The organism is Rhodococcus sp. MT28 (genome assembly GCF_058792695.1).
Genome location: NZ_JBXAFD010000006.1, coordinates 150,751 through 174,002, shown reverse-complemented (window position 1 = coordinate 174,002; position 23,252 = coordinate 150,751). Strand labels below are relative to the sequence as shown.

Here is a 23,252-nt window from a genome sequence, read left to right as displayed (position 1 = left end):
CAACCGTTGTGGCGACCCGACGGCCAGCCCGCGGGACCTTATCTACTACTCTGCCTAGTGGAGTGCGAACCTGACGCCGTGGAGGACAAATCGTGACTGCTATCCGTAAGCCGACTCGTCGAGTCGCTACCGCCATTGCACTGGCTGCAGGCGCAGCCATCGCGCTGTCCGCTTGCGGTTCCGGACAGGTGAGCCAGACCGCCGTCCAGCAGGCCGCCGTGAACGGCAACAGCGCCGACCTCGGTGAGATCGCACTGCGCAACGTGCACATCGCTTACCCCTCGTCCGAGGAGTACAGCATCGAGCCGGGCGGCAACGCCGTGCTCGCGTTCACCGTCGTGAACGACAGCGCCGAGACCACGGACAAGCTCGTCAGCATCACCACCGATTACGCAGCACGCGTCATCGCAGGTGAAGAGGTAGGTGGCTTGACGATCAAGCCGCAGACGTCGCTGCAGGCCGGTCAGTTGCCCGCAGGCGAAGGCGCCGCGACCGAGGCCGAGACCCAGATCAAGAACAACGAAGAGAACGACGACGCACCCGCTGCGCTCACTCTCGTCGTTCTGCAGGACATCAAGGCAGGCGTTCGCCCCGGCTTGACCGTCCCGATCACCTTCAAGTTCGAGAAGGCCGGATCGGTTACCGTCGACGTGCCTGTCGACGCAGGCCCGCAGCTCGAGCGCAACGAGTCGGACAAGTCACCCGACGTTGCAGAAGCTGGGCACTGAGCCTCGAATCACCAACGCGCACAATGCGCCTCGCAGAACAACTTCAGAATCACACTAGAGGCGGGGTCCATGTCGGACCCCGCCTCTAGTCTGTCCCGGTGGCCAAAGTGAAATCGAACTACCGCTGCTCCGAATGCCAGTCGGTAGTGCCCAAGTGGGTCGGTAGATGTCCGGACTGCGATTCGTGGGGCTCGATGACCGAGGTCGCCGTAGTGGCACCCGTCGCCAGTCGCGCCGGCGCCTCACTCGCCAAAGCAGGATCAAGCGCCGTGCTGCCTACGACGCCGGCCACGCCGCTGACACAGATCGACAGCACCTCGACGCAGGCCAAACCCACGGGGATCGGCGAGTTGGACCGCGTCCTCGGCGGTGGCGTCGTACCGGGTTCGGTGGTGCTGCTCGCGGGCGAGCCCGGCGTCGGAAAATCGACGCTACTTCTCGAGGTCGTCTACCGCTGGGCGATGCGCAGCGCGGATGATCGAGCGTTGTACGTCACGGGCGAGGAGTCCGCCGGTCAGGTTCGGCTTCGGGCAGATCGCACCAACTCTGTCCACGAACGGATGTATCTGGCGGCCGAATCCGATCTCGCGACCATCCTCGGCCACATCGAGCAGGTCAAACCGACACTGGTCATCGTCGACTCGGTGCAGACCATGCTTGCTGCCGACGTCGACGGGGTCGTCGGCGGCGTGACTCAGGTCAAGGCCGTCACCAGCGCCCTGACCTCCCTGGCAAAGGCCAGCGGAATCCCGGTGCTTCTGATCGGCCACGTCACCAAGGACGGCGCCGTCGCCGGTCCGCGCTCGCTCGAGCATCTCGTGGACGTGGTTCTGCACTTCGAAGGTGACAAGCACTCCACCCTGCGCATGGTCCGCGGCGTCAAGAACAGATTCGGTGCGGCCGACGAGGTCGGATGCTTCGAGCTGAGCGAGCAGGGCATCAACGAGATCAGCGATCCGTCCGGCCTGTTCCTGCATCACCGTGAAGAAGCTGTGGAAGGCACTGCCGTCACCGTGATGATGGACGGTAAGCGACCTCTACTCGGTGAAGTTCAGGCGCTCGTCGCCGCCACGCCGCTACCGACACCTCGCCGAGCCGTCAGCGGGCTCGACACCGCCCGTGTGGCCATGGTTCTGGCCGTGTTGGAACGCCGCGTCGGAGTGTCGATCTCGAAGGCCGACGTCTACGCCGCGACCGTCGGCGGTATGCGGATGACCGAGCCGGGTGCCGATCTGGCTCTCGCCATTGCGGTCGCTTCCGCCGTGAAAGCCAAACCCGTCCCCAAGGGGCTCGTCATCCTCGGCGAGGTCGGACTCGCCGGGGAGGTTCGACGGGTTGCCGGGGTGAACCGACGGCTGATCGAAGCTGCCCGACTGGGATTCACCAGCGCCATCGTGCCGGTCGATTCCGGCCCGAACATTCCCGGCATGCGCGTCAACGAAGTAGCGAATCTGGCCGAGGCACTGGCCTACGCCGGATTGATGGGCGGCAAACAAGCCCCGTCTCGCCCCAAGCTCACGCCGGTGAAGTGATCGTCGTTCGGCCGACTACCTCGTCAGACCGACGAGGTGCCGAACGGGGACGTCGGTTCGCCGTCCACGAACTCCTTGGTCTTGGCGAAGTGTTCCGAGGTGATGGTCAGAAACAGTCCGCGGGAGGTTCCCACCACCGTGTCCGGATCCGCTGTCGGACCTTCGACGATCACCGCTTCTGCACTGGTGTAGACCTTGCGGCGTACAACACCGTCGATGCGAGCCCGGAATTCGAGCACCGATCCCAACGGGATCGGCCGGGCGAAGTCGATCTCGAGGTGCCCGGTCACCACCGGCGAGCCGAGAGCCATACATGCCATACCTTGAGCCTCGTCGAATGCCGTCGACAGAATGCCGCCGTGAATGACACCTGGACCGCCCTGATACTTCTTGGCGACCTCCAGACGACCGGTCACTTCCAGTCCGTTACCAGCCCTGAAACTCATCGCCATTCCCGCAGGCTGGTCGTCGCCGCAGCCGAAGCATTTCGACCAGTGCTGAGGCAGCTTCTCGCCGGCGGCCGGAAAGAATTCGACCGGCTCCGGGACAGTCAGGTCATCAGGCAGGGTCCAGGTACTACTCATGGATAGGTAATCTAAACGGGGATCCGTCCGGCGCAGGCATCGGACCCGACCGAAGTGACATCGACCTCAGCAGGGAGTTTCTCAATGATCAGTGCGATGGCGGACACACAGTCGTCGTCGGCATTGCGAGAGACCATCGCCAGGTTGGCGCCGGGTACCGCTTTGCGAGACGGGCTCGAACGAATTCTGCGCGGCCGTACCGGCGCGCTGATCGTCCTCGGATACGACGAGGAAATGGAAGCGCTGTGTGACGGCGGATTCAACCTCGACGTGGAGTTCGCACCGACCCGATTGCGTGAGCTGTCGAAGATGGACGGCGCGGTTGTCCTCTCGACGGACGGCACACGCATCGTGCGTGCCAACGTCCAGCTGGTTCCCGATCACAAGATTCCCACCGTCGAATCCGGCACGAGGCACCGTGCCGCCGAGCGCACGGCAATTCAAACCGGCTATCCCGTGGTCTCGGTCAGTCAGTCGATGTCGATCGTCAGTGTGTACGTCGGTGGTATCCGGCACGTCATCGACGGCTCGGCCACCATACTTTCGCGCGCCAACCAGGCCGTCGCGACGCTCGAACGATACAAAGCGCGACTCGACGAAGTGACACGGCAACTGTCGGTGGTCGAGATCGAGGATTTCGTGACTCTGCGCGACGCGTTGACCGTCGTGCAGCGACTCGAAATGGTTCGCCGCGTGTCGATCGAAATCGAACAGGATGTCCTCGAGCTCGGCACCGACGGTCGCCAGTTGGCACTGCAGCTCGAAGAACTGGTCGGCGACAACGACATTGCACGTCAACTCATCGTTCGGGACTATCTTGCCGGTCCCGAACCCATCGGCACCGCGGCGATGGACAACGTCCTCGTCGCACTCGATCGCGTCACCGACGCCGATCTACTCGATCTCACGACTCTTGCGCGTGTTCTCGGTTATCCGGGCACGATCGAAGCCCTCGACACTCCGATGACTCCTCGCGGATATCGCGTGCTGATGCGTGTACCTCGATTGCAGTTCCATCAGATCCACCGGTTGGTCGGATCCTTCGGCACTCTCCAGTCGCTGCTGGCCGCTACGGCTGCCGATCTGCAGTCGGTCGAGGGCATCGGCGGGCTGTGGGCCCGTCACATCCGTGAGGGACTTTCCCGGCTCGCGGAAACGTCGATCACCGGATCCTTCAACTAGCGGGCCTGTTCAGGCTTGCCCGCGCTCATGCGATGTTGAACGGCTCCGGGGAGCTTCGCAGTGCACCGAGCTGCCCGACAACCGTGTAAGCGCCTGCGCCCACCGGATTGCGCTCGGGGTTCTGCGCGGTCGCGCACTCGGGGGTCGACGTCGTGGCCGACCAGGCGACCTTGAACGCAGCTTGCTCGCCGGGCGCGAGATTGCGTACGTCGGCTGCGGGCTGCGGGTAGCAGTCGACGTTGGACCACAACCGGGTCTTGCCGTCGATGCTGTAGACGAGCACCTGCTGAAGGCCGCCGGCCAGATCTCGATCACAGGGTGCCGAACCGATGTTGGTGATGACGATCGTGAACGACGGCTCTTCGCCGGGAGCGAAGGTCGCCTTGTCTGCGGTGGCCTTGACTGCCAGCGACGAGTCGGCGCACTGACCGGCCGGGACCGGAGCCCCGGTGGTCGACGAAGAGGAAGAAGACGAAGACGAAGACGAAGACGATCCCGAAGCCTGCGTGCCCGAGCCACCTGATCCACCGGCAGCGCCGCCACCCGAGCCACCGCCACCGTCCGGCGCGGTGGAGCCGGAAGGGTTGGGGGTGAAGGAGACGTCCGTCGTCAGCGAGGAACTCGCAGCGGCCGAATCGGCCTCCGGGGTATCACTTCCACCGCCGAAGAGGGCGGACGCCGCCCAGATGATCAACGCCAGTGCAATGACGGCGGCACCAATGGCCAGCGCCCGGCGACGCCAGTAGATCTCGGGGGGCAGTGGTCCATTAGGTTCCAACACGGACTCAACGGTAGTTGGCGCAGGGTCCACTAACCGTCAGCTGAGGCGGCGTGTCGGTACCCATTGTCTGCTGCCAGGTACCACTGCCCCGGAAGATCTAACCCTCGACGGTCTCGACGCTCTCGCCGATGTCGCCGACCGCGCCCTGAACTCGCATGTGACCGTCGGACAACGTGTACGTGACGCCGACGATCGCGCACGCACCCTTGTCCACCTTGTCGGCGATGATCCGCGACCTCTGCATGATCAGCGAGCCGGTCTCCACGACGTGACGGCCTTCGAGTTCGTCCACGGTGGACAAGCCCTCGTTGCGGCCCATCAGGATGGACGGAGCAACACGCTCGACCACACTGCGGATGAATCCGTCGGGAACTGCGCCCTTGTCCAGGGCGTCGAGCGTTGCCTTCACGGCACCGCAACCGTCGTGCCCGAGGACGACGATGAGCGGCACGTTGAGCACGTGAACCGCGTACTCGATGGAACCGAGCACCGAATCGTCGAGCACGTGACCTGCAGTGCGCACGACGAACATGTCGCCGAGACCCTGGTCGAAGATGATCTCGGCGGCTACGCGCGAATCACCGCAACCGAACAGCACCGCTGTGGGGTGCTGCCCATCGACGAGTTTCGCGCGGTCCGCGATTCCCTGGCTGGGGTGAATGGACGCGTCGTTGACAAATCGCTCGTTGCCTTCGCGAAGGGACTTCCAAGCGGAAATGGGGCTTGATCGTGGCATTCACTCATTGTGCACCCGCCGCATTTCGGGCTCTCGCCGGGAAGGTTGCGTGGACGCAAACGAAAGTTCCGCGTCGACATTCGCGCCCGGTGATGAAGTGGCCGAAATGGAACTTACTTCAGAGTCAGTTTCCTGATACCGTCTCCGAACGTGACCTGGAGCACTTCGAGCTACCGAGTGTGATCGAAGAAACCCGACCAGAACGATTCGGCCGGAGAGGGGGATGGCGTGAGCACCGAAGCTACGACGACCGGGAATGGAACAACCGGGGAAACAACTGCTGGCTCCCCCGCCAAGACGAACATGTTCTCGAACCTGCTCTCCGAGATCGGACTGCTCTTCACCTTCACCGTTCGCGTGTGCGTTGCGGCGTTCACATCTCTTCGACACAAGCGCCTCGCCTGGCGTGAGGCGCTCGACCAGATGTGGTTTCTCGCCCACGTCACCTCGGTCGCGTCCGCTCTGGTGATGATTCCCCTCGGTGTCGGGGTAGCACTGCAGATCGGTGCGCTCGCAGATCAAATCGGCGCGGGTGCGTACAGCGGTGCCGTCGTCGCGTTCCTCATCATCGGACAGGCCGGCCCCCTGGTGTGCGCCCTGATCATCGCCGGTGTCGGCGGTTCCGCAATCTGCGCAGATTTGGGAGCGCGAACGATACGCGAGGAAATCGATGCACTCGAAGTGCTCGGTCTACCCGTGCTCGAACGCCTGGTCGTACCCCGGATGATCGCCATTGCCGTCGTCTGCCTCCTACTGAACTCGATAGTTCTCGTAATCGGTTTGGGCGCTAGCCTCTTCGTTCACGTCCTGATACTCGACGGCAACGCACAGAGTTTCCTGCGCAATCTCGTTCAATTCAGTCAACCCAGCGACTTCGTCGTCTCCGGCATCAAAGCCGTTGCCTTTGCTCTCATCTCGGGAATCGTGGCCTGCTACAAGGGCCTGACCGTCAAGCGCGGAGCTCAAGGCGTCGGCGACGCAGTCAACGAGACCGTCGTGCTCTCGTTTGTCCTCGTGTTTGTCGCCAACCTCGCAATTACTCAGTTCTACCCACTGTTCGTCTCGGTGAAAGGTGCCTATTGATGCACCTGCCCATCGCAATTCGTGCCAAGCGGGTCAGTTCGCGGACCGTCGACGGCCTGAGTCGACTCGGCGATCAGTTCACGTTCCACGCGCGTGTCATCACCTCGATTCCCGCAACCCTCAAGCGCTATTGGCGTGAAGTCGCCCGTCTCGTCGCCCAGGTGGCATTCGGTTCGGGCACCCTGCTCGCCGGAGGCGGCAGCGTCGTCGTGATCTTCGCGATCTCGTTCTTCGCCGGTTCCCAGATCGGACTCGAGGGCTACCGCGGACTCAACCTCGTCGGCCTCGCACCGCTGTCCGGCGTGATGTCCGCCATCGCGAATACTCGCGAGGTGGCACCACTCGTTGCCGCAATCACCCTGGCAGCCAAGGTCGGAACCGGATTCACCGCGCAGCTCGGAGCGATGCGGATCTCCGAGGAAATCGACGCGCTCGAAGTCATGGCGATTCCCTCGCTGCGGTACCTGGTCACCACCCGAATGATCGCGGCGCTCATCGCGGTGGTCCCGCTGTACCTGGTCGGCCTGTTTGCTTCGTACATGGCAACGGCGCTTGCGGTGATCCGGGTCAAAGGCCAGTCGGAGGGAACGTACGGCTACTACTTCAGTCTTTTCCTCTCTCCCAACGACATCTGGTTGTCCTTGATAAAAGTCATGGTGTTCGCGGTCGTCGTGACCCTCGTGCACTGCTACTACGGTTACACCGCGACGGGTGGACCCGAAGGCGTCGGACGAGCCGCCGGACGAGCGTTGCGCACCAGCATCGTCTTCCTTGCATTCACCGACGTCGCGATGACCATTGCGCTGTGGGGACTCAAACCTCACGTACCCGGGCTGACCGGATGATCGTCACGAATTCCAGCCGAATCACCCTGGCACTGCGGGGTTTACTCGCCGTGGTCATCCTGATCCTCGCCTACGTCTTCTTGTTCAGCAGAGGTACGGACTCCACCGGTTCCACACCGCAGGTCAGTGCTGTCGTCCCCGCCAGTGCCGGTGCGCTGCGAGTCGGATCCTCGGTACAGTACCGCGGCGTCGTCGTCGGCGCTGTGGCCGAGATCGAGCCGGGCACCACCGCTTCGACTGTCTCACTCGCGATCGACGAGGGAGCGTTCGAGGACATACCGTCGACAAGTCAGGTGCGACTGATGCCCCGCAACATCTTCGGTGACTTCTTCGTAGACTTGATTCAACCTGACGGACTCTCGCGTGGTCCTGCTCTCGTGCCGGGTACCGAATTGGTATCCGATCAGTCCGAAGTCGCGGTCCAGCTCTACCAATCGATCTCACGGATCTACTCGCTCGTTTCTTCCCTCGACCCCGCCGACATCAACGTCGCACTCACGGCAGTCTCGGACGCGTTGAGCGGCAAGGGAAACCAGATCGGCGAATCGCTCGATTCAGTCCACCAAGCGTTGGTCGGTGCGCAGCCCGTCATCGACGGACTCGGTGACGACCTCGACGACATAGCCACCCTCGCCGACAGTCTCTCGACGAGTGCGCCGGACATGCTCGCCGCATTCGAGAACTCCATCACCACATCCAAGACCGTCGTCGAGAAATCCGACGGGTTGGCGGGGCTTCTGCGTGCCGGCACCAGCACGGGAGCTGCTGCCACGAGTCTGATCGGTGACAATCGCGACCGCATGATCACCTTGGTCGACGACGCCGATTCCCTGACCGGCGCAATCACTTCGCGGCCGGACCACATCACCACCTTCTACAACGGCCTGCGCAATCTCACGATCAAGCTCCCGCCCGCGTTGGCGCATGGTCCGTGGCTCAGCACCGATCTACGGCTGTCCGTCACAGATCTGTATCCGTACGGAAAGACCGACTGCCCACAGTACGACGGAACCCGCGGACCCAACTGTCCTGCCGCCGCGACCGCGTTCGGCGGAACCGTCGGCCCGGTCGGCAGCCCTGCCGAACAGTCCCTGATCTCGGCTCTCACCCAGGGCGGTACAGCTTTGGACACTCTCGTGGCGGGGCCGGTATTTCGCGGCACGACGGTGGTGGGCGGATGAGCGTGAAGAAATCTCTGATCAGGTTCGGACTGTTTGCTGCACTGTCGATTCTCGCCACCGTGGTTGTGGTGAGCACCCTGATCAACCCAGTCTCCGGGTCGAGTTCGCAGTACCGGGCCGTCTTCGTCAATGCCTCCGGCCTGGTCACCGGCAGCGATGTTCAGATCGCCGGGGTGCGAGTAGGGCGCGTCGACAGCGTCGAGCTGGTGAACAACCAAGCCGTCGTCGGCTTCGAACTCGAATCTGCACAACGTATTCCGTCCGACGGTCGCGCTGTGGTGAGGTACGCAGACCTGTTGGGAGCGCGAACAATTTCGATCGAACCCGGACAGGCCGAACACGCAACAGGCAACTACCTCTCCCCCGGGGCCACAATTCCCGTGGAACAGACTCAGCCGGCGATCGACCTCACCGACATCCTCGGCGGATTCCGTCCCCTGTTCGACGCACTTGACCCCGCAGAAGTCAACGAGCTTGCCGCACAGGTCGTCCAGGTATTCCAAGGACAAGGTTCCACCATCGAAAGCCTGCTGGAGCGCACTGTTGCCGTCACCGAGAACTTGACGTCCCGGGACGCGATCTTGGACCAACTACTGAACAACCTCGACCGGGTCCTTACCGTGACCACGACGAATCGACCCAACTTCGTCGAGATGATCAACACGCTCGACACACTGGTCGGCGGTTTGGCACAGGACCGCCAACAGATCTCGGCCGCAGTGGATTCCGCAGGCGCACTGACTTCTTCACTTCAGGACTTGGTGACGGGCGTGGAACCGGACTTGGCTGGCGCGCTGACTTCGATCGATCAGTCGGCTCGCGTCGTCGTCGACAATCGTGAGTCGCTGGCGACCGGTATCACCGCTTTCGATCAACTGTTCACCCAGTTGGGGATCGCGATGAGCTACGGAAGCTGGGCGAACATCTACATCTGCAACTTCCGGCTCAGCGCGCTGGACCAATCGGTGACCCTCGGCGGCCCCGAGCGTTCGGCGGTGTGCCGATGAACTGGCTCACCGTCAAGAACCCGGTCCGCAACGGAATCATCTGCATCCTCGTCGGAGTCGGTGTGGTTCTGGCCGCACTCGTTGTCCCTCAACTGATCTTGAAGGTCAAGACCAACGAGTACCACGCCGTCTTTGCCAACGCCACCGGGTTGACGCAGGACGATCCGGTCAACGTCGCGGGAGTCCCGAGCGGGGTGGTCACCTCGTTGGCGGTCAGCGGCAACTCGGTTGAAGTCACCTTCCGACTCGACGACGGCGTCACTCTCGGCGAAGACTCCCGTGCGGACATCAAGATCTCGACTCTGCTCGGCCGACGCTCGCTCGACGTCACTCCGAACGGATCGCGCTCGTTACCCACAGGTTCGACCATCCCCATCGAGAACACGAGCGTTTCGTTCACTCTCGACGATCTCGGTCGAGGAGCACAATCCACGTCGGAAAACCTTGATCTGCAACAACTGCGAAATATGCTGACCGTGGTGTCCGACAACTCACCGGACGATCCCGAACTCATTCGCCGCTCACTCGAGGGAATCGACGCACTCTCCGGAGTAGTCAACGACAACGACGTTGCGCTCCGTTCCCTTCTCACCGGAGCGCAGCAGACGACCGCAACACTGATCGAGCAGAAGGACACTCTGGAAACCCTTCTGGGGAATGCGGATCTGGTGATGTCCACGATCGCCGACCGGCGAGATGTGCTGAATGTGCTTGTACAAGACCTGAATCAGTTGAGCACCACACTTGCCCAGTTCCTGGGCGACAACCAGGCTTTGGTCGACTCGGTCATGGGAGACATCCACGTGGTGACGGGAGTTCTGTCCGAGAACGAACAATCACTGACCACACTGCTCGACAACTTCGCCCCCAGCGTCCGCTACGTCACCAACGCGACCGGTAACGGCAACTGGCTCGACCTCAACTCGCCCTCCACCCTCATCCCGGACAATTGGTTGTGCGTCGTCGGGCTCGTTCAGGGGTGTCGATGACCACGACCGTCAAGAAACTCGCCGTGCTGGCAGCGATTGTGATCTGCGCGATCGGTGCCGTCCTGTTCGTCACGCGTGACGAACACAGACTCACTCTCACCGCCGAATTCACCTCGACCGACGCTATTTTCACCGGGAACACGGTGACGATTCTGGGAGTTCCCAGCGGGAGGGTCGAGAGCGTCACGCCGGAAGGGGCCCGGGTACGAGTGGCGCTGAGCCTGCCATCCGGAACACGTATACCTGCCGATGCGCAGGCCTGGGTCCTGTCTCCCTCGGTCATCAGTGACCGCACGATCGAACTCGGCCCCGGCTACGAGGACGGTGAGTTCCTGACCGACGGCGCGGTGATCCCTCTCGAACGCACTCACTCCCCTCTGACGTGGGACCAACTCACCGCATCGGTGAACGAATTGACGGTGGCGCTCGGCCCTGGCGCCGACGGCGGCGGGATCGGTGACCTCATCGGAGAAGGCGCCCACGCGTTGGACGGCAACGGGCAAGCATTCAACGATGCCGTTCGGTCCATCTCACAGGCCAGTTCGGTACTGGCGGGTGCAAGTCCCGACATCTCCGAACTGGTGAAGAACCTGAACACCCTCGTGCAGTTGATCGCGGACAACCAGACCAAGGTCGACTCCCTGTCGAACTCGGTGACAGTCACCGCCCGCACGTTCAGCGCCCAGCGAGAAGACATCAGCGGGGCGCTCGATTCCCTGACCACGTTGCTCGGACAGGTCTCAGCGCTACTCGCCGAACACGGCGAGGCGGTCACCGCCGATCTGGGTACGCTCGCACAGTTGGCCGGTGCAGTCGCGACCAAACAGGATCAACTGCGCGAGATCATCGAAACGGCACCAACGGGATTCGAGAACGTCGCCAACCTCGTCACCGAAGAAGGCCGAGCCAGAGCACGATTGAACGTCGCCACCGATCTCTCACAGTTCGACACGACGAGAGAACTGTGCGAGAAGATGCCGATACCGCTGTGCACAGGGCCGGGAATCGTCAATCCCATCGAATTTCCTTCGGCAGGCAGCTCCGACCTGGCACGCATCCTCGGTGGGGGCAACTGATGGCGTCGAACAAGTCCGTAGTGAGCGTTGTCGTGGCACTTGTCATCGCGGCGCCATTGACCGGCTGCAGTCTCAACTTCCAGCACCTCCCCCTCGGACGCGGTCTGCCAGGAGAGTCGTACCCGCTGAACATGGAATTCGTCGACGCGTCGTTACTTCCCGTCGGCGGTGAGGTGCGGATCGGCCAGGCAGTGGTCGGCAGAGTCATGTCGATGAGCGCGCAAACCTTTGCAGCCGTGGTACATACCGAAATCGCGTCGGACATCGAACTACCTGTCGGCACCCGCGCTCGGATCGAACTGTCGACCCCGATCGGCGATGCGTTCGTCAACCTCGAAGTTCCGGTCGATCCAGCGGGCCCCATTCTCGAACCAGGTTCCACCATCGAGCGATCGGAGACCGTGCGCGGACCCGATGTCGCACAACTGCTCGGCGCCGTCGGAACTCTGTTGAACGGCAGTGGGTTGGCGCAGGTCAAGAACATCGTCAGTGAGGCTGATCAGATTCTCGACGGCAGGGAGGAGACGATCCGCGATCTGCTTGCACGCCTTGACACTTTTCTCGGAACACTTGACGACCGAAAGGAATCGATCAATTCGGCACTGGATTCACTGAACCGGCTCAGCGCTCTGATCGGAGACGAGAGCGCCACCATCGACGAAGGCTTGCGCACACTCACACCCGCATTGGGCGTGATCGCCGACCAACGACAACCGCTCCTCGATCTACTCGACGAAACCGATCGGCTCAGTACCGCAACCAATTCCGTACTCGACCAGTCGGCCGACCAGATTTCCGAGATCACCGGACGACTGTCACCCATCCTCGACCAGTTCTCGGCAATGGGGCCGACACTGGGTGAGACGATGGCCAACCTGGACAACGCAAGAGTGCTCCTTGAGCGTGCCAGCCCAGGCGATTACGTGAACATCGACCTCGACGTCGATGTCGAGGGCACCGTGACCGGAGTGCTCAACGAGATAATCCCGGGCGCCGCACCGCCACTGCCACCTCTGCCCGCCTCCGATCGGGAACTGCCGATCACGACACCCCTGCAAGGAGGAACGCGATGAAGAACCGAACCGTCTATTTCGAGATCGCCGCCTTTCTCCTCATCGCGGTGGTCAGCACGACGTACGTACTCCGGCAAGTCGGTGCCGGAGATCCGTTCACCGGAACCTTCTCGGTCATCGTCGAATTGGAGAACGCGGCCGGAATCGCTCCCGGTTCGGAAGTGGCCTATCGCGGAGTCACCGTCGGCGACGTCGAGTCGGTGGAGGTGGACTCTGCCCAGGACCTCGTCGTGATGACGTTGAGCATCGCCGCCGACAAACAGATCCCCAACGATTCGCATGTGGCCATCAGCCAGGACACCGCCGTTCCGGTATTGAAAGTTCAGTTGTCCTCGCAGACCGACGGCGGCCCGTATCTGGTTGAAGGTTCCGTCGTTCCGACTGAGCGCACTTCGATCCCGGTCGCGTTGGGAACCGTGATTGCGAATTTCAACGCTGCTGCCGACACCGTCGATCCGGCAGACCTGCGAACCCTCTCGCACGAACTCGGCGAGGGATTGAACGGATTGGGTCCGGATCTGCAGGCGCTCGTCGACAACTTCGACGTGCTCGCGCGCACTGTCCAATCCGATCAACCGCGTGTCAACACACTCGTCGAGAACTCGCGCTCACTGTTCACTGCGAACGAGGAAAATGTTGACGCTCTTCCCGAAGTTGCACTCACACTTCGCCAATTGACAGATCAGGTACGAAACTCCGATCCGCAACTGCGCACACTCCTCGATCGAAGCCCGAGTGTTCTCGACAATCAGATACTGCCTCTCATCGAACAGAGTCGTGAGCCGTTCAGTCTGCTGTTGGCCAATTCTCTCGTCTCCACTCAGATCGTCACTGCACGGATGCCCGCCGTCGATGCCTTGTTGGTGGTGGTGCCCAAAGGATTCGAGAAGTTCGGAAGTATCGTCAAAGACGGACGGGCACAGCTTGATCTGATCACAGCACTCGGACCGGTCTGTATCTACGACACGCCCCGGCGATCGGTACAGGACACCTCACCGACCACGCTCGACAAGAACCAACACTGCGCGGACCAGTCGGGCCGGATCCAGAATCGCGGATCGCAGAACGTCCCCACCGGAACTGGAACGATCGACGGGGTTGCTGAATACGATCCTGCCCTCGGAACGGTCGCAGCCGGTGACGGAACGTCGATTCGTCTGGGCCTCAACGGTGGTCAGAACACCGTTCTCGGTGACAACTCGTTTGCCGCACTACTAGTACAAGGAACGCAATGACCGAGACAACCGAACCCCAGACGCCCACAATCGTCGACAAGCCCAAGCGGCTTCGCAAGCAGACCGTAGCGATCGTTGCCGGCGCCCTGGTCGTGGTCGCGGCGCTCGGATGGGGCGCATTCGCGACCTGGCAGAAATCGGTCGACGAAAACGCGCGTATCAGCGCCCTGGACAGCGGACGGCAATTCGCCACTGATCTTGCGACGTACAACTTCCAGAACCTCGATCAGAATCTCTCCGTGGTCCGTGACAATTCTGTCGGCGAATTCGCCGGTCAGTACGCCCAGGTGGCAGCCAACTTGCAGAACATGATCGTGCAGTATCAGGCGACCTCGTCCGCTCAGATCATTTCAGCCGGGTTGGCGAGCAGTGATCGCGACAACGCCGAGGTGCTCGTGTTCCTCGATCAGACGATCACGAACACCAACTCCCCCGATCCGAGAATCGACCGCAACCGGATGCAACTTTCGCTGGTCCGCGAGGACGGCGAGTGGAAACTGAGTAACGTGCAGTTGTTGTGACCCGGCGGTCGGGCGTCAAAGACAGCCGTGTCTGCGACTGCCGATAAAGTGGCCCCCACAAGTCGACGTCTCCTTCGTCGACCGGGAGCGCAAGGTTCGAGGAGTGTGTCGGTAGCAGTGGCAGTGGAATCTTCGGTGCTGCTGAAGTGGTACTCCGAGACGGCTCGCGACCTGCCGTGGCGACGCGAGGGCGTCAGTGCCTGGCAGATCCTGATGAGCGAGATCATGCTCCAGCAGACGCCGGTGGTGCGCGTTGCGCCAATCTGGGAAGAGTGGGTCGAGCGCTGGCCGGTGCCGTCGGCGATGGCAGCGTCGAGCCAGGCAGAGGTGCTTCGCGCGTGGGGCAAACTCGGTTATCCACGACGCGCGCTGCGGTTACACGAATGCGCGGGCGTCCTGGCTGCCGAGCACGGTGACGTAGTCCCGGAAGACGTCGATACCTTGCTCTCGCTACCGGGAATCGGTTCGTACACCGCCCGCGCCGTCGCGTGTTTCGCCTACGGACAGCGAGTGCCTGTGGTGGACACCAACGTACGACGCGTAGTTGCGCGAGCCGTCCACGGCAATGCGGAACCCGGGAACCCGTCCAACACGCGAGACCTCGCCGACGTCGCGGCGCTGCTGCCGAGGACGCGTGCGCGCGCCGCCACCTACAGCGCTGCTCTCATGGAACTCGGTGCACTGATCTGCACGGCGCGGAACCCGAACTGCGAGAACTGCCCTTTGCCGAACTGCGCGTGGGTCGCTTCGGGCAAACCGGCACACACCGGACCACCCAAGAAGGTGCAGAAGTTCGCGGGCACAGATCGCCAGGTTCGTGGAAAATTGATGGCCGTTCTTCGCGAGAGTCACCGTCCGGTCGAGCGCGCGCAACTCGACATCGTCTGGCCGGCCGATCCGGGTCAGCGTGACCGTGCGTTGCATTCACTGCTGGTCGACGGACTGGTCGAGCAGACCGACGACGGCCTGTTTGCGCTGGCCGGAGAGGGTACGGCTTAGCCGACTCGCAGCGGGGTGCATTCTTCGGCTGTGGGTTCGTCGGTCTGGAGCGGTGCGACTTCCGGATCAGAACGCCGAAGTACTGCAGGAACGGCAGGCACCACTGGATCGCAAGGCGCAAGTGTCGGAATCTGTAGGGCAGCGCCGGGCGGGGGCCCGCTGGTGGAGGTCGCCGACTCGGCGCCGATGTTCGGGCTATCCGTGGACACCGCGCGCGACCCGTCTGGGGACAGCGCGATCAGCAACCCCGTCAACATGAGTAGAAGCGGCAGTACTATTGCCGCCGCCCACCGGACCCTGTTGACGGGCCGGACAGCCATGCCGCCATCGGACCGAACTTCGCTTCCGCGATCGGCCGCTACCAGCGCAGCCCCTATCGCCAGTTGGGTCCGCTCGCCGAGAAACAGGAAGCCGAGACCTGCCAGTTCAGCGGCTTCCGCGGACGGCTGCCGAGAGTCTTCCTTCACGAGCATCGCGACGAGCATCTTGGGCACAGGGTCTCGTTCGGCGACGAGGAGGTCCAATGTCGCAGCAAATGTCGAGCTGTCCGCAAGCAACTCGGCCGTGTCGTAACGATGCGCCGAGTCCACGACGCCTGCTCTCGGGTCGACGGCCGCGATCACGGTCTCACCGCCGTCCGGCCAGAACGCGAGAATCGGCGAAACACCAATGAGAGCGTCGACCGTCCGCAGGTAGGCAAGCCGTGCGTCGAGACCGTTGACCAACTCGACGTTCTCGAAAGGACTGGAGGACAACGAATCCGAGACAAGTTCGCGCACGTCCGCACGCTCGCACATCACTCCGACGACAGTGGGGCACAGATTCGAGCGCAGAGCTCGACCGGTGGCGACCTCGGCCGCGGAGGCGAGTGCGCGCGCCGACGCTTGCGGAGAGGGAACAGTCCCGTCTGCACCCCAGGGGTGACGGAACTCGTCGATCGAGCCAAGAAGGGGTGTGTCTGCATCTACGAGAGCTGTTGAAATTGACTGATTTTCGAATACAACGCCCAGGCTTTCACGCACTGGATCCTCCATTGACTGCTACTGACTGTTACGAGTGTTGCCATTCCTGCGAAGCTGTATCAGAACGTCAGGCCACCGACCGCCATCGCACCTGGTTCCAGCACCACATCCACCGGCGCTCGGCCGTCGACCGTGACGCGATACGTCCCCGGTAGCAGTCCGACAAACGAGAAGTGACCCTCGAACGGTTTCACCGTCCGCGCTGTCGCGTGCCCGCATTGATCGACGCCGTTGATCACCACCGCCTCCGAGATGCCCGATGTCACCAGACCTGAGATTCGTCCATCTGCCGAGACAGCAGCCCACTGGCTTCTCTGACCACCAACAGAAATCCCGTACGGATCACACACTCCCGGGGTGGTCGCCACCCGCACCGTGACATCGCCCGACCGCACGCGAACCGCCCCCCGATCTGCGGTGACCAGTGCAGCGATCGGTAGACCGTCGGCGTCTTCCCGCTTTCCCGCAGTCATCGTCGCCGTTCGGGTGAAGTACCGGTCCGCTTCCAGATTGCCTATCAGGCAATGTAATCCGACCTCGTCGACACCCGAGCCGTCTCCGCAGTAATCAGGCACGGACGGCAGAACGAAACCTCGAGGCACCGGAAGTTGCACGACCACGTCGGAGAGCGGGTTGCCCCGGACACCGATGTCGATGACATACGTCACCGGATCACCCTCTCGGACAATGCCGTTGGACGGTCCCGAATCGAGCCCTGGACCGTCAGCGGGATCGAAGGGCGGTGCACCGTCAATCGCCGTCAGCTCGACGGTGAAGGGAGGCACGAACTCTCCCTCGGCCGCCAATCGAACATCCGACTGCATCGGCAGCAAGCCGAGCGCAGCAGCGCCGACCACCAGAGCTCCGGTCACGACAACTATGCCGATACCTCGCACTCCTCGGCGCCACGCTCTCGGCCGGAGTCCGACGACAACGGCCTTCGACCGCACCTCTGACAGACGAGTTCTCACGACGCTCCTTCGATGTCTGACTCTCGGGCCTCCGACAGGCGCTCGCGGCCACATTTGGCGAATCCCGAGCTACGTTCAATAGAAGTCGCTCGAGGGACTCGAAAGCCAATGGTGACGGCGTGATTGTGTGGGTGAACTTCTCTCAGCCGGGGTGAATTCCCGGGTGAATTGCCCGGGATGGCACGCTCTGGATTCGCACCAGCTACGCTCCTCCCTGTAGATAGATGGATCGAGACAATCCGCCCAAACTCTTCAATCATTGCGGGGCGCGAAAGCAGAAAGGGTCCGCGCTGATGTTCGGGATGGACGGCCACGACTGGGCAGCTATTCCCGAAAGGCGCACCCTCGCGACGTCGATTCCCCGGCAAGCGCTCTTCGACAAACTTGACCGACGTGCCGCGCTGACCATCGTCCGTGCACCGAACGGCCACGGGAAATCGTCGTTGATCGCATCGTGGCTGCGCGCCCATTTGGCATCCGAACGAATACTCGTCTGGGTCTCGGCCCCACGGCCCTCGTCGACACTCGAAGATTTCTGGGCCGTTGTCCTCGATCGAATCCACGCTGCCGGAATCACACTGCCCGACGTCGACGATCTCGCCGATCCTTTCACCGCTGTCGCCAAATCCCTGAACGCCCTCAGCCGCCCCGTGCTGCTCGTGCTGATCAGGCCGGATCTGATATCGGAACCAGAGTTGGACGATCAGTTGATCGAACTCCTCGCCCTCTGTCACAACCTGGACCTCGTGGTCACGCTCTCGGGCTTCGGCATGTTCTCCGAGCCGTACCTGCTCGACACGGACCACGAGGTGATAGGCGCGAGTGAGCTGTTGTTCACGAGAGCCGATACCGCCCATTTGCTCGCACAAGCTGACGTAAACACGACTGACGGTGATGCCGAACAAATCACATCCCTGACAGGTGGGCTGCCAGCGCTGGTTCGTGTCGCCGTTCCCGCCGTCCAGACATCGGGTAGCCGCAACCGCGAGCAGATGATCAGGAAGAACATCGCGCAGGCGATCGACGACTACGTGAACAAATCCGTTCTCATGACCGCTGATCATGTGGAACAACTCGAGTTCCTGCTCGCGACGGCCTTTGCGCGATCGATCACCGTCGACATCGCCGCCATGCTGTTCGAGTCCCAACACCCTGAGGATGGCGAGACCGTTCATCAGATTCGCGTGCGCCTGGCGATACTGGAGACAGCCGGGTTGTTGTCACGGGTCGAGACCGAAGCCGAAGAAACCTGGGAGCTGCCTCCCGCCATTCGTCGATCGATACTCGCGCACCAAAAGCGCGCTGGAGCCGATCCGGCGCAACGTCTTTCGTTCCTCGCACACAACCGACTCGACCACGGTCATCACGCGTCGGCGCTGGACTACGCGGTCGAGGCACAGAACTGGACCCTGGCAGTAGACATCGTCGAGCAACACTGGGTGACGATGATCGTCCACAATCTGGACTCGGTTCGCTCTGCTCTCCAACGGATTCCGGCGGAAGCAGCGGACAAACACTCTGCAGTGGAGGCAGGGCGCGCACTGTTCACGATGCATCCGAGCGAGCGCTCGACGGTAGTCGACTTGCTACCCGAATCGCCGGCAGAACTGTGGGCTCTCGGCGCTGAAGCCGGCGCGAAGGACGCCTTGAGCATTGCCTGCGTTCAATCGATCATGCTCAGGATGGCAGGCGAGTACGGGCTCGCAGCAGAAACCACCAGGCGCCTGTCTCATCTCAGTCGCAGTGCGCTGGAGAACAACCCGGAAGCGGTCAGCGCACAGCTCCCTCTCATGCGACTTCAATGGGCGATCAATTTTCAATTGAGCGGCAGGTTCACAGAATCCACGATCAAGGCTCGAATGGCGTACCACGGCGCCCTGTCTCATGGAGTCGACTTCATCGCTCGTAACTCTGCGGGAAGTGCCGCCCTGAATTGGGCGCTGGCTGGTGAGCCGCGGCAGGCCACACACTGGTCCGAACTCGAACAGAAGCATCCAGACCCCGGCGGTTGGCTCGAACCTGTGGTCAAGATCGCCGGCCTGACAGCACGGGCGCTCACTGCTCTCGACACACTCGACTTCGACGACGCACGTCTCGCATTGACCGAACTCGGTCTTCCGTCCGACACCGAGGAACTGTGGGCATTCGTCGTCTATGCGCATTGCCAATTCGCCTTGACCTCCGGCGACCACACTGCGGCACTACTGTTGCTCCACAATGCGATCGAAGCACATTCCAAGCAGTACACGGCTACATCTTTCGCGCTTCCTCTGTTGCAATCCGCAGAGATCGATCTCTTGCTCGCTCTCGGACAGGGGAACAATGCCGTAGCACTGGCCAAGGAGATCATCGATCCTGCCGCCAATCCGTGGACGCTCACGTCGGTGGCGCGTTTACGTCAGCGGATCGGCCAGAACGAGGCCGCGGTGGCGCTGTGTCACCAGTTCGACTGGTCTGGCGTATCCTATCCGCGGGCACAGATGGAATCGCTTCTGGTGCAAGCGGTTGCACACTCCGAGCTGGGTGAGCCACGCCTCGCCTCTCAGGAGTGGTCCAGAGCGTGCAGCATCGCGGATCAGACCGGACTTCTACGTTCGTTCGCGACCATCGCATCGGCGGACGTCGAGAAACTCGAATCGATGGCCGAAACGAAATCGCGTGCACTCGCCGAGTTCTCGAAAAGGTCGCCTGCGGAATCATTTCCGGAATTCGTACATATCGTGGAGTTGACCGAACGCGAGCAGAAAGTCCTCTCACTCCTGGCGCTCGGCATGGGGTCGGCTGCGATGGCCGACAAACTGTACGTGTCCGTCAACACCGTCAAGACTCAACTGCGCACTCTCTACAAGAAGCTCGACGTACACAATCGAAACGAAGCGATCACGAGGGCACGCCAACTGCGCTTGCTGTAGTCCGGGGTCGGATCTGATTTCGGACTACATTCTGTAGGCATGAGCACCGATTCCTGCGTCTTCTGCAAGATCGTCGCGCTGACCGAGCCGGCGATTCTCGTTCACGAGAGCGAGACAACTCTCGCATTCCTCGATGCACGGCCGGTGAGTCGCGGACACACCCTGGTGGTCCCCAAGCGTCATGCAGAGAACCTCGATGCTCTCGAAAGTCACGAAGGCGCAGAGATGTTCCGCGTCGGCACGCTCATCGCCGGAGCTCTACGCCGCTGCGACATCGCCGCTGACGGAGTCAACTTTCTCGTCAACGACGGGCGTGCCGCGGGCCAAACCGTGTTCCACTCGCACCTGCACGTCGTCCCCCGCCATCGCGGCGACAAGGCGAAGTTCGCTGCTGGACTCCTCGCCAGGCGAGCCGTCGAGCTGGAGCAGGTGGGCGCGTCGATCCGAAGTCAGCTCACGGTCTGAAGGAATTCCGTCACCACTTCGCGATAGCGCTGCGGTTGATCGTCGTGGACCAGGTGGCCTGCATCGGCAATACATACGTACCGAGTTCCCGGCCTCTCGGCCATCTCTCGCATCTGTCCCTCGGGGGTGATGGTGAACTCTCCCTCGATCAGCAAGGTCGGCACCTCGATCGCCTTCCACTGATCCCAGAAATGCCTCGTGCCCCACTCCTCCGAGATGTCGCGGAAGGTCGACACGTCGCCGTGCAGGTACCACCCGTCGTCGCGGCGGTCGAAAGAGTCGAGAAAGTACTGGCCGGCGACGGGGCCGAAGAATTCCTTCATCGCCTCCTCGGAAGCAAACGGCTGCGGCCACGCCGAGATCATCTGCGCCCAGTCCGCAGCGGTGCGTCCACGAAAGTCCGGGGCCATGTCTTCGAGGACCAGCGCACAAACCTTTTCGGGATGCGCGGCGGCGAAGCACCACGCATGCAGAGCCCCCATCGAATGACCGATCACGATCATCGGCTCCTCGATGGACGCAACCGCCGATGTCAGGTCCTCGACGAATGCCTCGGTAGTCAGTGCCGCTGGCGCCGGCCTGCCGTGACCGGCAGCGTCAAAGGTGTAGACGTGGCCGAACTCGCGGATCCACGGCACCTGGCGTCGCCACGTTCGGGAGCTGCCCATGAGGCCGTGCAACAACAGAATCGGTTGTCCCGTTCCACCTTCGTCATGCAACACGAGTGTCACGGTACGCGGTGAAGGTGCGCGGGTAATGTCGCTTGCATGGCAGTCGTGAAGATCAATGCAATCGAGGTCCCCGAGGGCGCCGGCCCCGAACTGGAGAAGCGCTTCGCAGCACGCGCTCACGCAGTCGAGAACTCCCCGGGCTTTCTCGGATTCCAACTCCTCCGCCCCACCGCCGGTGAGAGCCGCTACTTCGTGGTGACTCAGTGGGAGTCCGAGCAGGCGTTCGCCGATTGGCGTGACGGCCCCGCCCGTGAAGCCCATTCCGGCGAGCGCGCGAAGCCCGTCGCTTCGGGTGCGTCGTTGCTCGAATTCGAAGTTGTCCTGGACGTCGCCGCAAAGAGCTGATCTCGAGCGATTGTGCCTGCCTTGGCGGGCACAATCGACGGTCATCTCGGCTTCACGCGTTGACACGGTGCGGGCTGTAGTGCAAAAGTTCGCATGTAAACGCGATGGTCCGACAGGAATCCGGTGAAAGCCCGGAGCGGTCGCGCCACTGTAATTCGAGGTGAAGTGCCTTTTTCGGCACGACAATTTCGACAGCCAGACACTTCGGCCATCGCATGGACCTAGGGGACGCGAAAATCCCAGGAGGCTTCGATGGCTCTCGCCTATTCTCCCGATACGTCGATCGATTCGACTCGTCTTGCTTTCCTCGCCGCTGCAGTAGTTCTGTTCGCGATGCTGGCTCTCTACCTGGTCGGATTCGACCAGGGCGCTATCTCTCGCACCGGCATGTACATGCATGAATTGATGCACGACGGTCGACACTTGATGGGCCTGCCGTGCCACTAGCCGACAATTTCACGAAGCTTCTCATTCGTGGTTTGTTGGCTGGTCTGATCGCAGGCATCCTTGCCGGCGGAGTTGCATTCGTGCTGGGTGAACCGCACGTCAACGCTGCCATTGCGATCGAAGAAGCCAACAGCGCCACCGGTGAGGTTTCCGGCGAAGCCGCTGGGCATTCGCACGGTGACGAAGAAGAACCACTGGTGAGCCGCGACGGGCAGCGCGCCGGGCTGTTCCTGGGCACGGCGCTTGCCGGACTGGCACTCGGGGCGATCTTCTCGGTCGTTGCCAATTACGCTCGACGACTCACCGGAATGTCCGGGCCTTTGTTGGCGATCACCATCGCCGTCGGTGGTTGGCTGGCTATCGAGGCTGTCCCCTTTTTCAAGTACCCGGCCAATCCGCCGGCCGTCGGAGATCCCGACACCATCAACCAGCGCACACTGCTGTGGCTGGCCGCCGTGATTCTCGGGCTGCTGTCCGTCACCGCGGCAGCAGCGGCGGCAAAGGCAGTTTCCGGGCACGAGTTCCTCAGCGTGCGCATCGCTGCTCCGGTGGCTGCGTTCCTGGTGATCGTCGCGATCGGTTACGTCTCGCTTCCCGGCATCAACGAGGTGGGCGAGGACTTCCCGGCAACTCTGCTGTGGGAGTTCCGACTTTCCTCGCTCGCTACGCAGGCGACGCTCTGGCTCGTACTCGGGTTGGCATTCGCCTTCCTTACCGAGCGCGCAACCAAGAACACCGAAGTAGCAAAGAAGTACGCCCTTCGCTGAACCTGCTGTGCGCCTTTATTAACCTCCCGCGGTTAATAAA

24 protein-coding genes and 1 riboswitch are annotated in these 23,252 nt (G+C 62.2%); of the genes, 18 read left to right on the top strand and 6 right to left on the bottom strand.

The window, feature by feature from the left end; genetic code table 11:
* The first annotated feature begins 92 nt into the window (after window positions 1-92).
* Both AC1Q6C_RS23315 and radA read left to right on the top strand, forming a co-directional pair.
* The gene (locus tag AC1Q6C_RS23315; RefSeq protein WP_003945942.1) at window positions 93-728 is read left to right on the top strand and encodes a copper chaperone PCu(A)C domain-containing protein; all 636 of its coding nucleotides are present in this window, start codon (window positions 93-95) and stop codon (window positions 726-728) included.
* Between the two features lie 98 nt (window positions 729-826).
* Window positions 827-2,260, top strand: a complete 1,434-nt coding sequence (gene radA / locus AC1Q6C_RS23310) for a DNA repair protein RadA (RefSeq protein ID WP_003945739.1) — start codon at window positions 827-829, stop codon at window positions 2,258-2,260.
* A gap of 23 nt (window positions 2,261-2,283) precedes the next feature.
* Here radA and AC1Q6C_RS23305 read toward each other — a convergent pair whose 3' ends face one another.
* The gene (locus tag AC1Q6C_RS23305; RefSeq protein WP_003945494.1) at window positions 2,284-2,844 is read right to left on the bottom strand and encodes a PaaI family thioesterase; all 561 of its coding nucleotides are present in this window, start codon (window positions 2,842-2,844) and stop codon (window positions 2,284-2,286) included.
* A gap of 96 nt (window positions 2,845-2,940) precedes the next feature.
* Here AC1Q6C_RS23305 and disA point away from each other — a divergent pair, with 96 nt between their 5' ends.
* Window positions 2,941-4,026: a DNA integrity scanning diadenylate cyclase DisA gene (disA, locus tag AC1Q6C_RS23300; protein ID WP_024487741.1), complete on the top strand. Its 1,086-nt coding sequence runs from the start codon at window positions 2,941-2,943 to the stop codon at window positions 4,024-4,026.
* A gap of 25 nt (window positions 4,027-4,051) precedes the next feature.
* Here disA and AC1Q6C_RS23295 read toward each other — a convergent pair whose 3' ends face one another.
* Both AC1Q6C_RS23295 and AC1Q6C_RS23290 read right to left on the bottom strand, forming a co-directional pair.
* Window positions 4,052-4,807 (bottom strand): DUF4232 domain-containing protein, encoded by a 756-nt coding sequence (locus AC1Q6C_RS23295; protein ID WP_064688705.1) that lies wholly within the window; start codon window positions 4,805-4,807, stop codon window positions 4,052-4,054.
* A gap of 97 nt (window positions 4,808-4,904) precedes the next feature.
* Window positions 4,905-5,543 (bottom strand): carbonic anhydrase, encoded by a 639-nt coding sequence (locus AC1Q6C_RS23290; protein WP_007726896.1) that lies wholly within the window; start codon window positions 5,541-5,543, stop codon window positions 4,905-4,907.
* A 228-nt stretch (window positions 5,544-5,771) separates the two neighbouring features.
* On the opposite strand from AC1Q6C_RS23290, the gene AC1Q6C_RS23285 reads away from it, so the two are divergent.
* The 10 genes from AC1Q6C_RS23285 to AC1Q6C_RS23240 all read left to right on the top strand — a co-directional run bounded on the left by AC1Q6C_RS23285 (window position 5,772) and on the right by AC1Q6C_RS23240 (window position 15,552).
* Window positions 5,772-6,626 (top strand): MlaE family ABC transporter permease, encoded by an 855-nt coding sequence (locus tag AC1Q6C_RS23285; protein ID WP_230359486.1) that lies wholly within the window; start codon window positions 5,772-5,774, stop codon window positions 6,624-6,626.
* Window positions 6,626-7,471 carry an MlaE family ABC transporter permease gene (locus tag AC1Q6C_RS23280; RefSeq protein WP_003945610.1) on the top strand — a complete coding sequence of 282 codons (846 nt, stop codon included), beginning with the start codon at window positions 6,626-6,628 and terminating at the stop codon, window positions 7,469-7,471. The genes AC1Q6C_RS23285 and AC1Q6C_RS23280 overlap by 1 nt, the downstream gene beginning before the upstream one ends.
* The gene (locus AC1Q6C_RS23275; protein ID WP_230359485.1) at window positions 7,432-8,652 is read left to right on the top strand and encodes an MCE family protein; all 1,221 of its coding nucleotides are present in this window, start codon (window positions 7,432-7,434) and stop codon (window positions 8,650-8,652) included. Before AC1Q6C_RS23280 ends, AC1Q6C_RS23275 begins: the two co-directional genes overlap by 40 nt.
* Window positions 8,649-9,659 carry an MCE family protein gene (locus AC1Q6C_RS23270; protein WP_230359484.1) on the top strand — a complete coding sequence of 337 codons (1,011 nt, stop codon included), beginning with the start codon at window positions 8,649-8,651 and terminating at the stop codon, window positions 9,657-9,659. Before AC1Q6C_RS23275 ends, AC1Q6C_RS23270 begins: the two co-directional genes overlap by 4 nt.
* Window positions 9,656-10,648, top strand: a complete 993-nt coding sequence (locus tag AC1Q6C_RS23265; protein ID WP_230359483.1) for an MCE family protein — start codon at window positions 9,656-9,658, stop codon at window positions 10,646-10,648. Before AC1Q6C_RS23270 ends, AC1Q6C_RS23265 begins: the two co-directional genes overlap by 4 nt.
* Entirely contained in the window at window positions 10,645-11,724 is a 1,080-nt protein-coding gene (locus AC1Q6C_RS23260) for an MCE family protein (protein ID WP_064688634.1), read from the top strand. The genes AC1Q6C_RS23265 and AC1Q6C_RS23260 overlap by 4 nt, the downstream gene beginning before the upstream one ends.
* On the top strand, window positions 11,724-12,797 hold the full coding sequence (locus tag AC1Q6C_RS23255; protein ID WP_058227253.1) for an MCE family protein: 1,074 nt from the start codon (window positions 11,724-11,726) through the stop codon (window positions 12,795-12,797). Before AC1Q6C_RS23260 ends, AC1Q6C_RS23255 begins: the two co-directional genes overlap by 1 nt.
* The gene (locus AC1Q6C_RS23250; RefSeq protein WP_042923604.1) at window positions 12,794-14,032 is read left to right on the top strand and encodes an MlaD family protein; all 1,239 of its coding nucleotides are present in this window, start codon (window positions 12,794-12,796) and stop codon (window positions 14,030-14,032) included. Before AC1Q6C_RS23255 ends, AC1Q6C_RS23250 begins: the two co-directional genes overlap by 4 nt.
* The gene (locus AC1Q6C_RS23245; protein WP_042451875.1) at window positions 14,029-14,553 is read left to right on the top strand and encodes an Rv1363c family protein; all 525 of its coding nucleotides are present in this window, start codon (window positions 14,029-14,031) and stop codon (window positions 14,551-14,553) included. The genes AC1Q6C_RS23250 and AC1Q6C_RS23245 overlap by 4 nt, the downstream gene beginning before the upstream one ends.
* A 117-nt stretch (window positions 14,554-14,670) precedes the next feature.
* Entirely contained in the window at window positions 14,671-15,552 is an 882-nt protein-coding gene (locus AC1Q6C_RS23240) for an HhH-GPD family protein (protein WP_007726916.1), read from the top strand.
* Here AC1Q6C_RS23240 and AC1Q6C_RS23235 read toward each other — a convergent pair.
* Window positions 15,549-16,574, bottom strand: a complete 1,026-nt coding sequence (locus AC1Q6C_RS23235) for a hypothetical protein (RefSeq protein ID WP_230359482.1) — start codon at window positions 16,572-16,574, stop codon at window positions 15,549-15,551. The two genes, AC1Q6C_RS23240 and AC1Q6C_RS23235, sit on opposite strands and share 4 nt — an antisense overlap.
* Before the next feature lie 59 nt (window positions 16,575-16,633).
* On the bottom strand, window positions 16,634-17,545 hold the full coding sequence (locus AC1Q6C_RS23230; RefSeq protein ID WP_230359481.1) for a hypothetical protein: 912 nt from the start codon (window positions 17,543-17,545) through the stop codon (window positions 16,634-16,636).
* Window positions 17,546-17,769: 224 nt separating this feature from the next.
* Here AC1Q6C_RS23230 and AC1Q6C_RS23225 point away from each other — a divergent pair, with 224 nt between their 5' ends.
* On the top strand, window positions 17,770-20,457 hold the full coding sequence (locus AC1Q6C_RS23225) for a helix-turn-helix transcriptional regulator (RefSeq protein WP_230359480.1): 2,688 nt from the start codon (window positions 17,770-17,772) through the stop codon (window positions 20,455-20,457).
* 39 nt (window positions 20,458-20,496) lie between these two features.
* Complete coding sequence (locus AC1Q6C_RS23220) at window positions 20,497-20,922, top strand: HIT family protein (protein WP_003945905.1); 426 nt, start codon at window positions 20,497-20,499, stop codon at window positions 20,920-20,922.
* Here AC1Q6C_RS23220 and AC1Q6C_RS23215 read toward each other — a convergent pair.
* Complete coding sequence (locus AC1Q6C_RS23215) at window positions 20,907-21,644, bottom strand: alpha/beta fold hydrolase (RefSeq protein WP_081558744.1); 738 nt, start codon at window positions 21,642-21,644, stop codon at window positions 20,907-20,909. The two genes, AC1Q6C_RS23220 and AC1Q6C_RS23215, sit on opposite strands and share 16 nt — an antisense overlap.
* A gap of 45 nt (window positions 21,645-21,689) precedes the next feature.
* Here AC1Q6C_RS23215 and mhuD point away from each other — a divergent pair, with 45 nt between their 5' ends.
* From mhuD to AC1Q6C_RS23200, 3 genes are all read left to right on the top strand, one after another.
* The gene (gene mhuD / locus AC1Q6C_RS23210; protein ID WP_007726927.1) at window positions 21,690-21,998 is read left to right on the top strand and encodes a mycobilin-forming heme oxygenase MhuD; all 309 of its coding nucleotides are present in this window, start codon (window positions 21,690-21,692) and stop codon (window positions 21,996-21,998) included.
* Between the two features lie 88 nt (window positions 21,999-22,086).
* A riboswitch (cobalamin riboswitch) is annotated at window positions 22,087-22,225 on the top strand.
* A gap of 25 nt (window positions 22,226-22,250) precedes the next feature.
* A complete protein-coding gene (locus tag AC1Q6C_RS23205; RefSeq protein WP_003945915.1) occupies window positions 22,251-22,445 on the top strand; it encodes a CbtB domain-containing protein in 195 nt (64 codons plus the stop codon).
* On the top strand, window positions 22,436-23,212 hold the full coding sequence (locus AC1Q6C_RS23200) for a CbtA family protein (protein WP_492666833.1): 777 nt from the start codon (window positions 22,436-22,438) through the stop codon (window positions 23,210-23,212). Before AC1Q6C_RS23205 ends, AC1Q6C_RS23200 begins: the two co-directional genes overlap by 10 nt.
* Window positions 23,213-23,252: the final 40 nt, after the last annotated feature.

What these genes read in the sequence shown, in the direction of transcription:
- AC1Q6C_RS23270 (WP_230359484.1), top strand. Translation starts at nt 8,649, where the DNA reads ATGAGCGTGAAGAAATCTCTGATCAGGTTCGGACTGTTTGCTGCACTG.
- AC1Q6C_RS23290 (WP_007726896.1), bottom strand. Translation starts at nt 5,543, where the DNA reads ATGCCACGATCAAGCCCCATTTCCGCTTGGAAGTCCCTTCGCGAAGGC.
- disA (WP_024487741.1), top strand. Translation starts at nt 2,941, where the DNA reads ATGGCGGACACACAGTCGTCGTCGGCATTGCGAGAGACCATCGCCAGG.
- AC1Q6C_RS23225 (WP_230359480.1), top strand. Translation starts at nt 17,770, where the DNA reads ATGGATCGAGACAATCCGCCCAAACTCTTCAATCATTGCGGGGCGCGA.
- AC1Q6C_RS23245 (WP_042451875.1), top strand. Translation starts at nt 14,029, where the DNA reads ATGACCGAGACAACCGAACCCCAGACGCCCACAATCGTCGACAAGCCC.
- AC1Q6C_RS23205 (WP_003945915.1), top strand. Translation starts at nt 22,251, where the DNA reads ATGGCTCTCGCCTATTCTCCCGATACGTCGATCGATTCGACTCGTCTT.
- AC1Q6C_RS23305 (WP_003945494.1), bottom strand. Translation starts at nt 2,844, where the DNA reads ATGAGTAGTACCTGGACCCTGCCTGATGACCTGACTGTCCCGGAGCCG.
- AC1Q6C_RS23220 (WP_003945905.1), top strand. Translation starts at nt 20,497, where the DNA reads ATGAGCACCGATTCCTGCGTCTTCTGCAAGATCGTCGCGCTGACCGAG.
- AC1Q6C_RS23250 (WP_042923604.1), top strand. Translation starts at nt 12,794, where the DNA reads ATGAAGAACCGAACCGTCTATTTCGAGATCGCCGCCTTTCTCCTCATC.
- AC1Q6C_RS23260 (WP_064688634.1), top strand. Translation starts at nt 10,645, where the DNA reads ATGACCACGACCGTCAAGAAACTCGCCGTGCTGGCAGCGATTGTGATC.
- AC1Q6C_RS23280 (WP_003945610.1), top strand. Translation starts at nt 6,626, where the DNA reads ATGCACCTGCCCATCGCAATTCGTGCCAAGCGGGTCAGTTCGCGGACC.
- mhuD (WP_007726927.1), top strand. Translation starts at nt 21,690, where the DNA reads ATGGCAGTCGTGAAGATCAATGCAATCGAGGTCCCCGAGGGCGCCGGC.
- AC1Q6C_RS23265 (WP_230359483.1), top strand. Translation starts at nt 9,656, where the DNA reads ATGAACTGGCTCACCGTCAAGAACCCGGTCCGCAACGGAATCATCTGC.
- AC1Q6C_RS23255 (WP_058227253.1), top strand. Translation starts at nt 11,724, where the DNA reads ATGGCGTCGAACAAGTCCGTAGTGAGCGTTGTCGTGGCACTTGTCATC.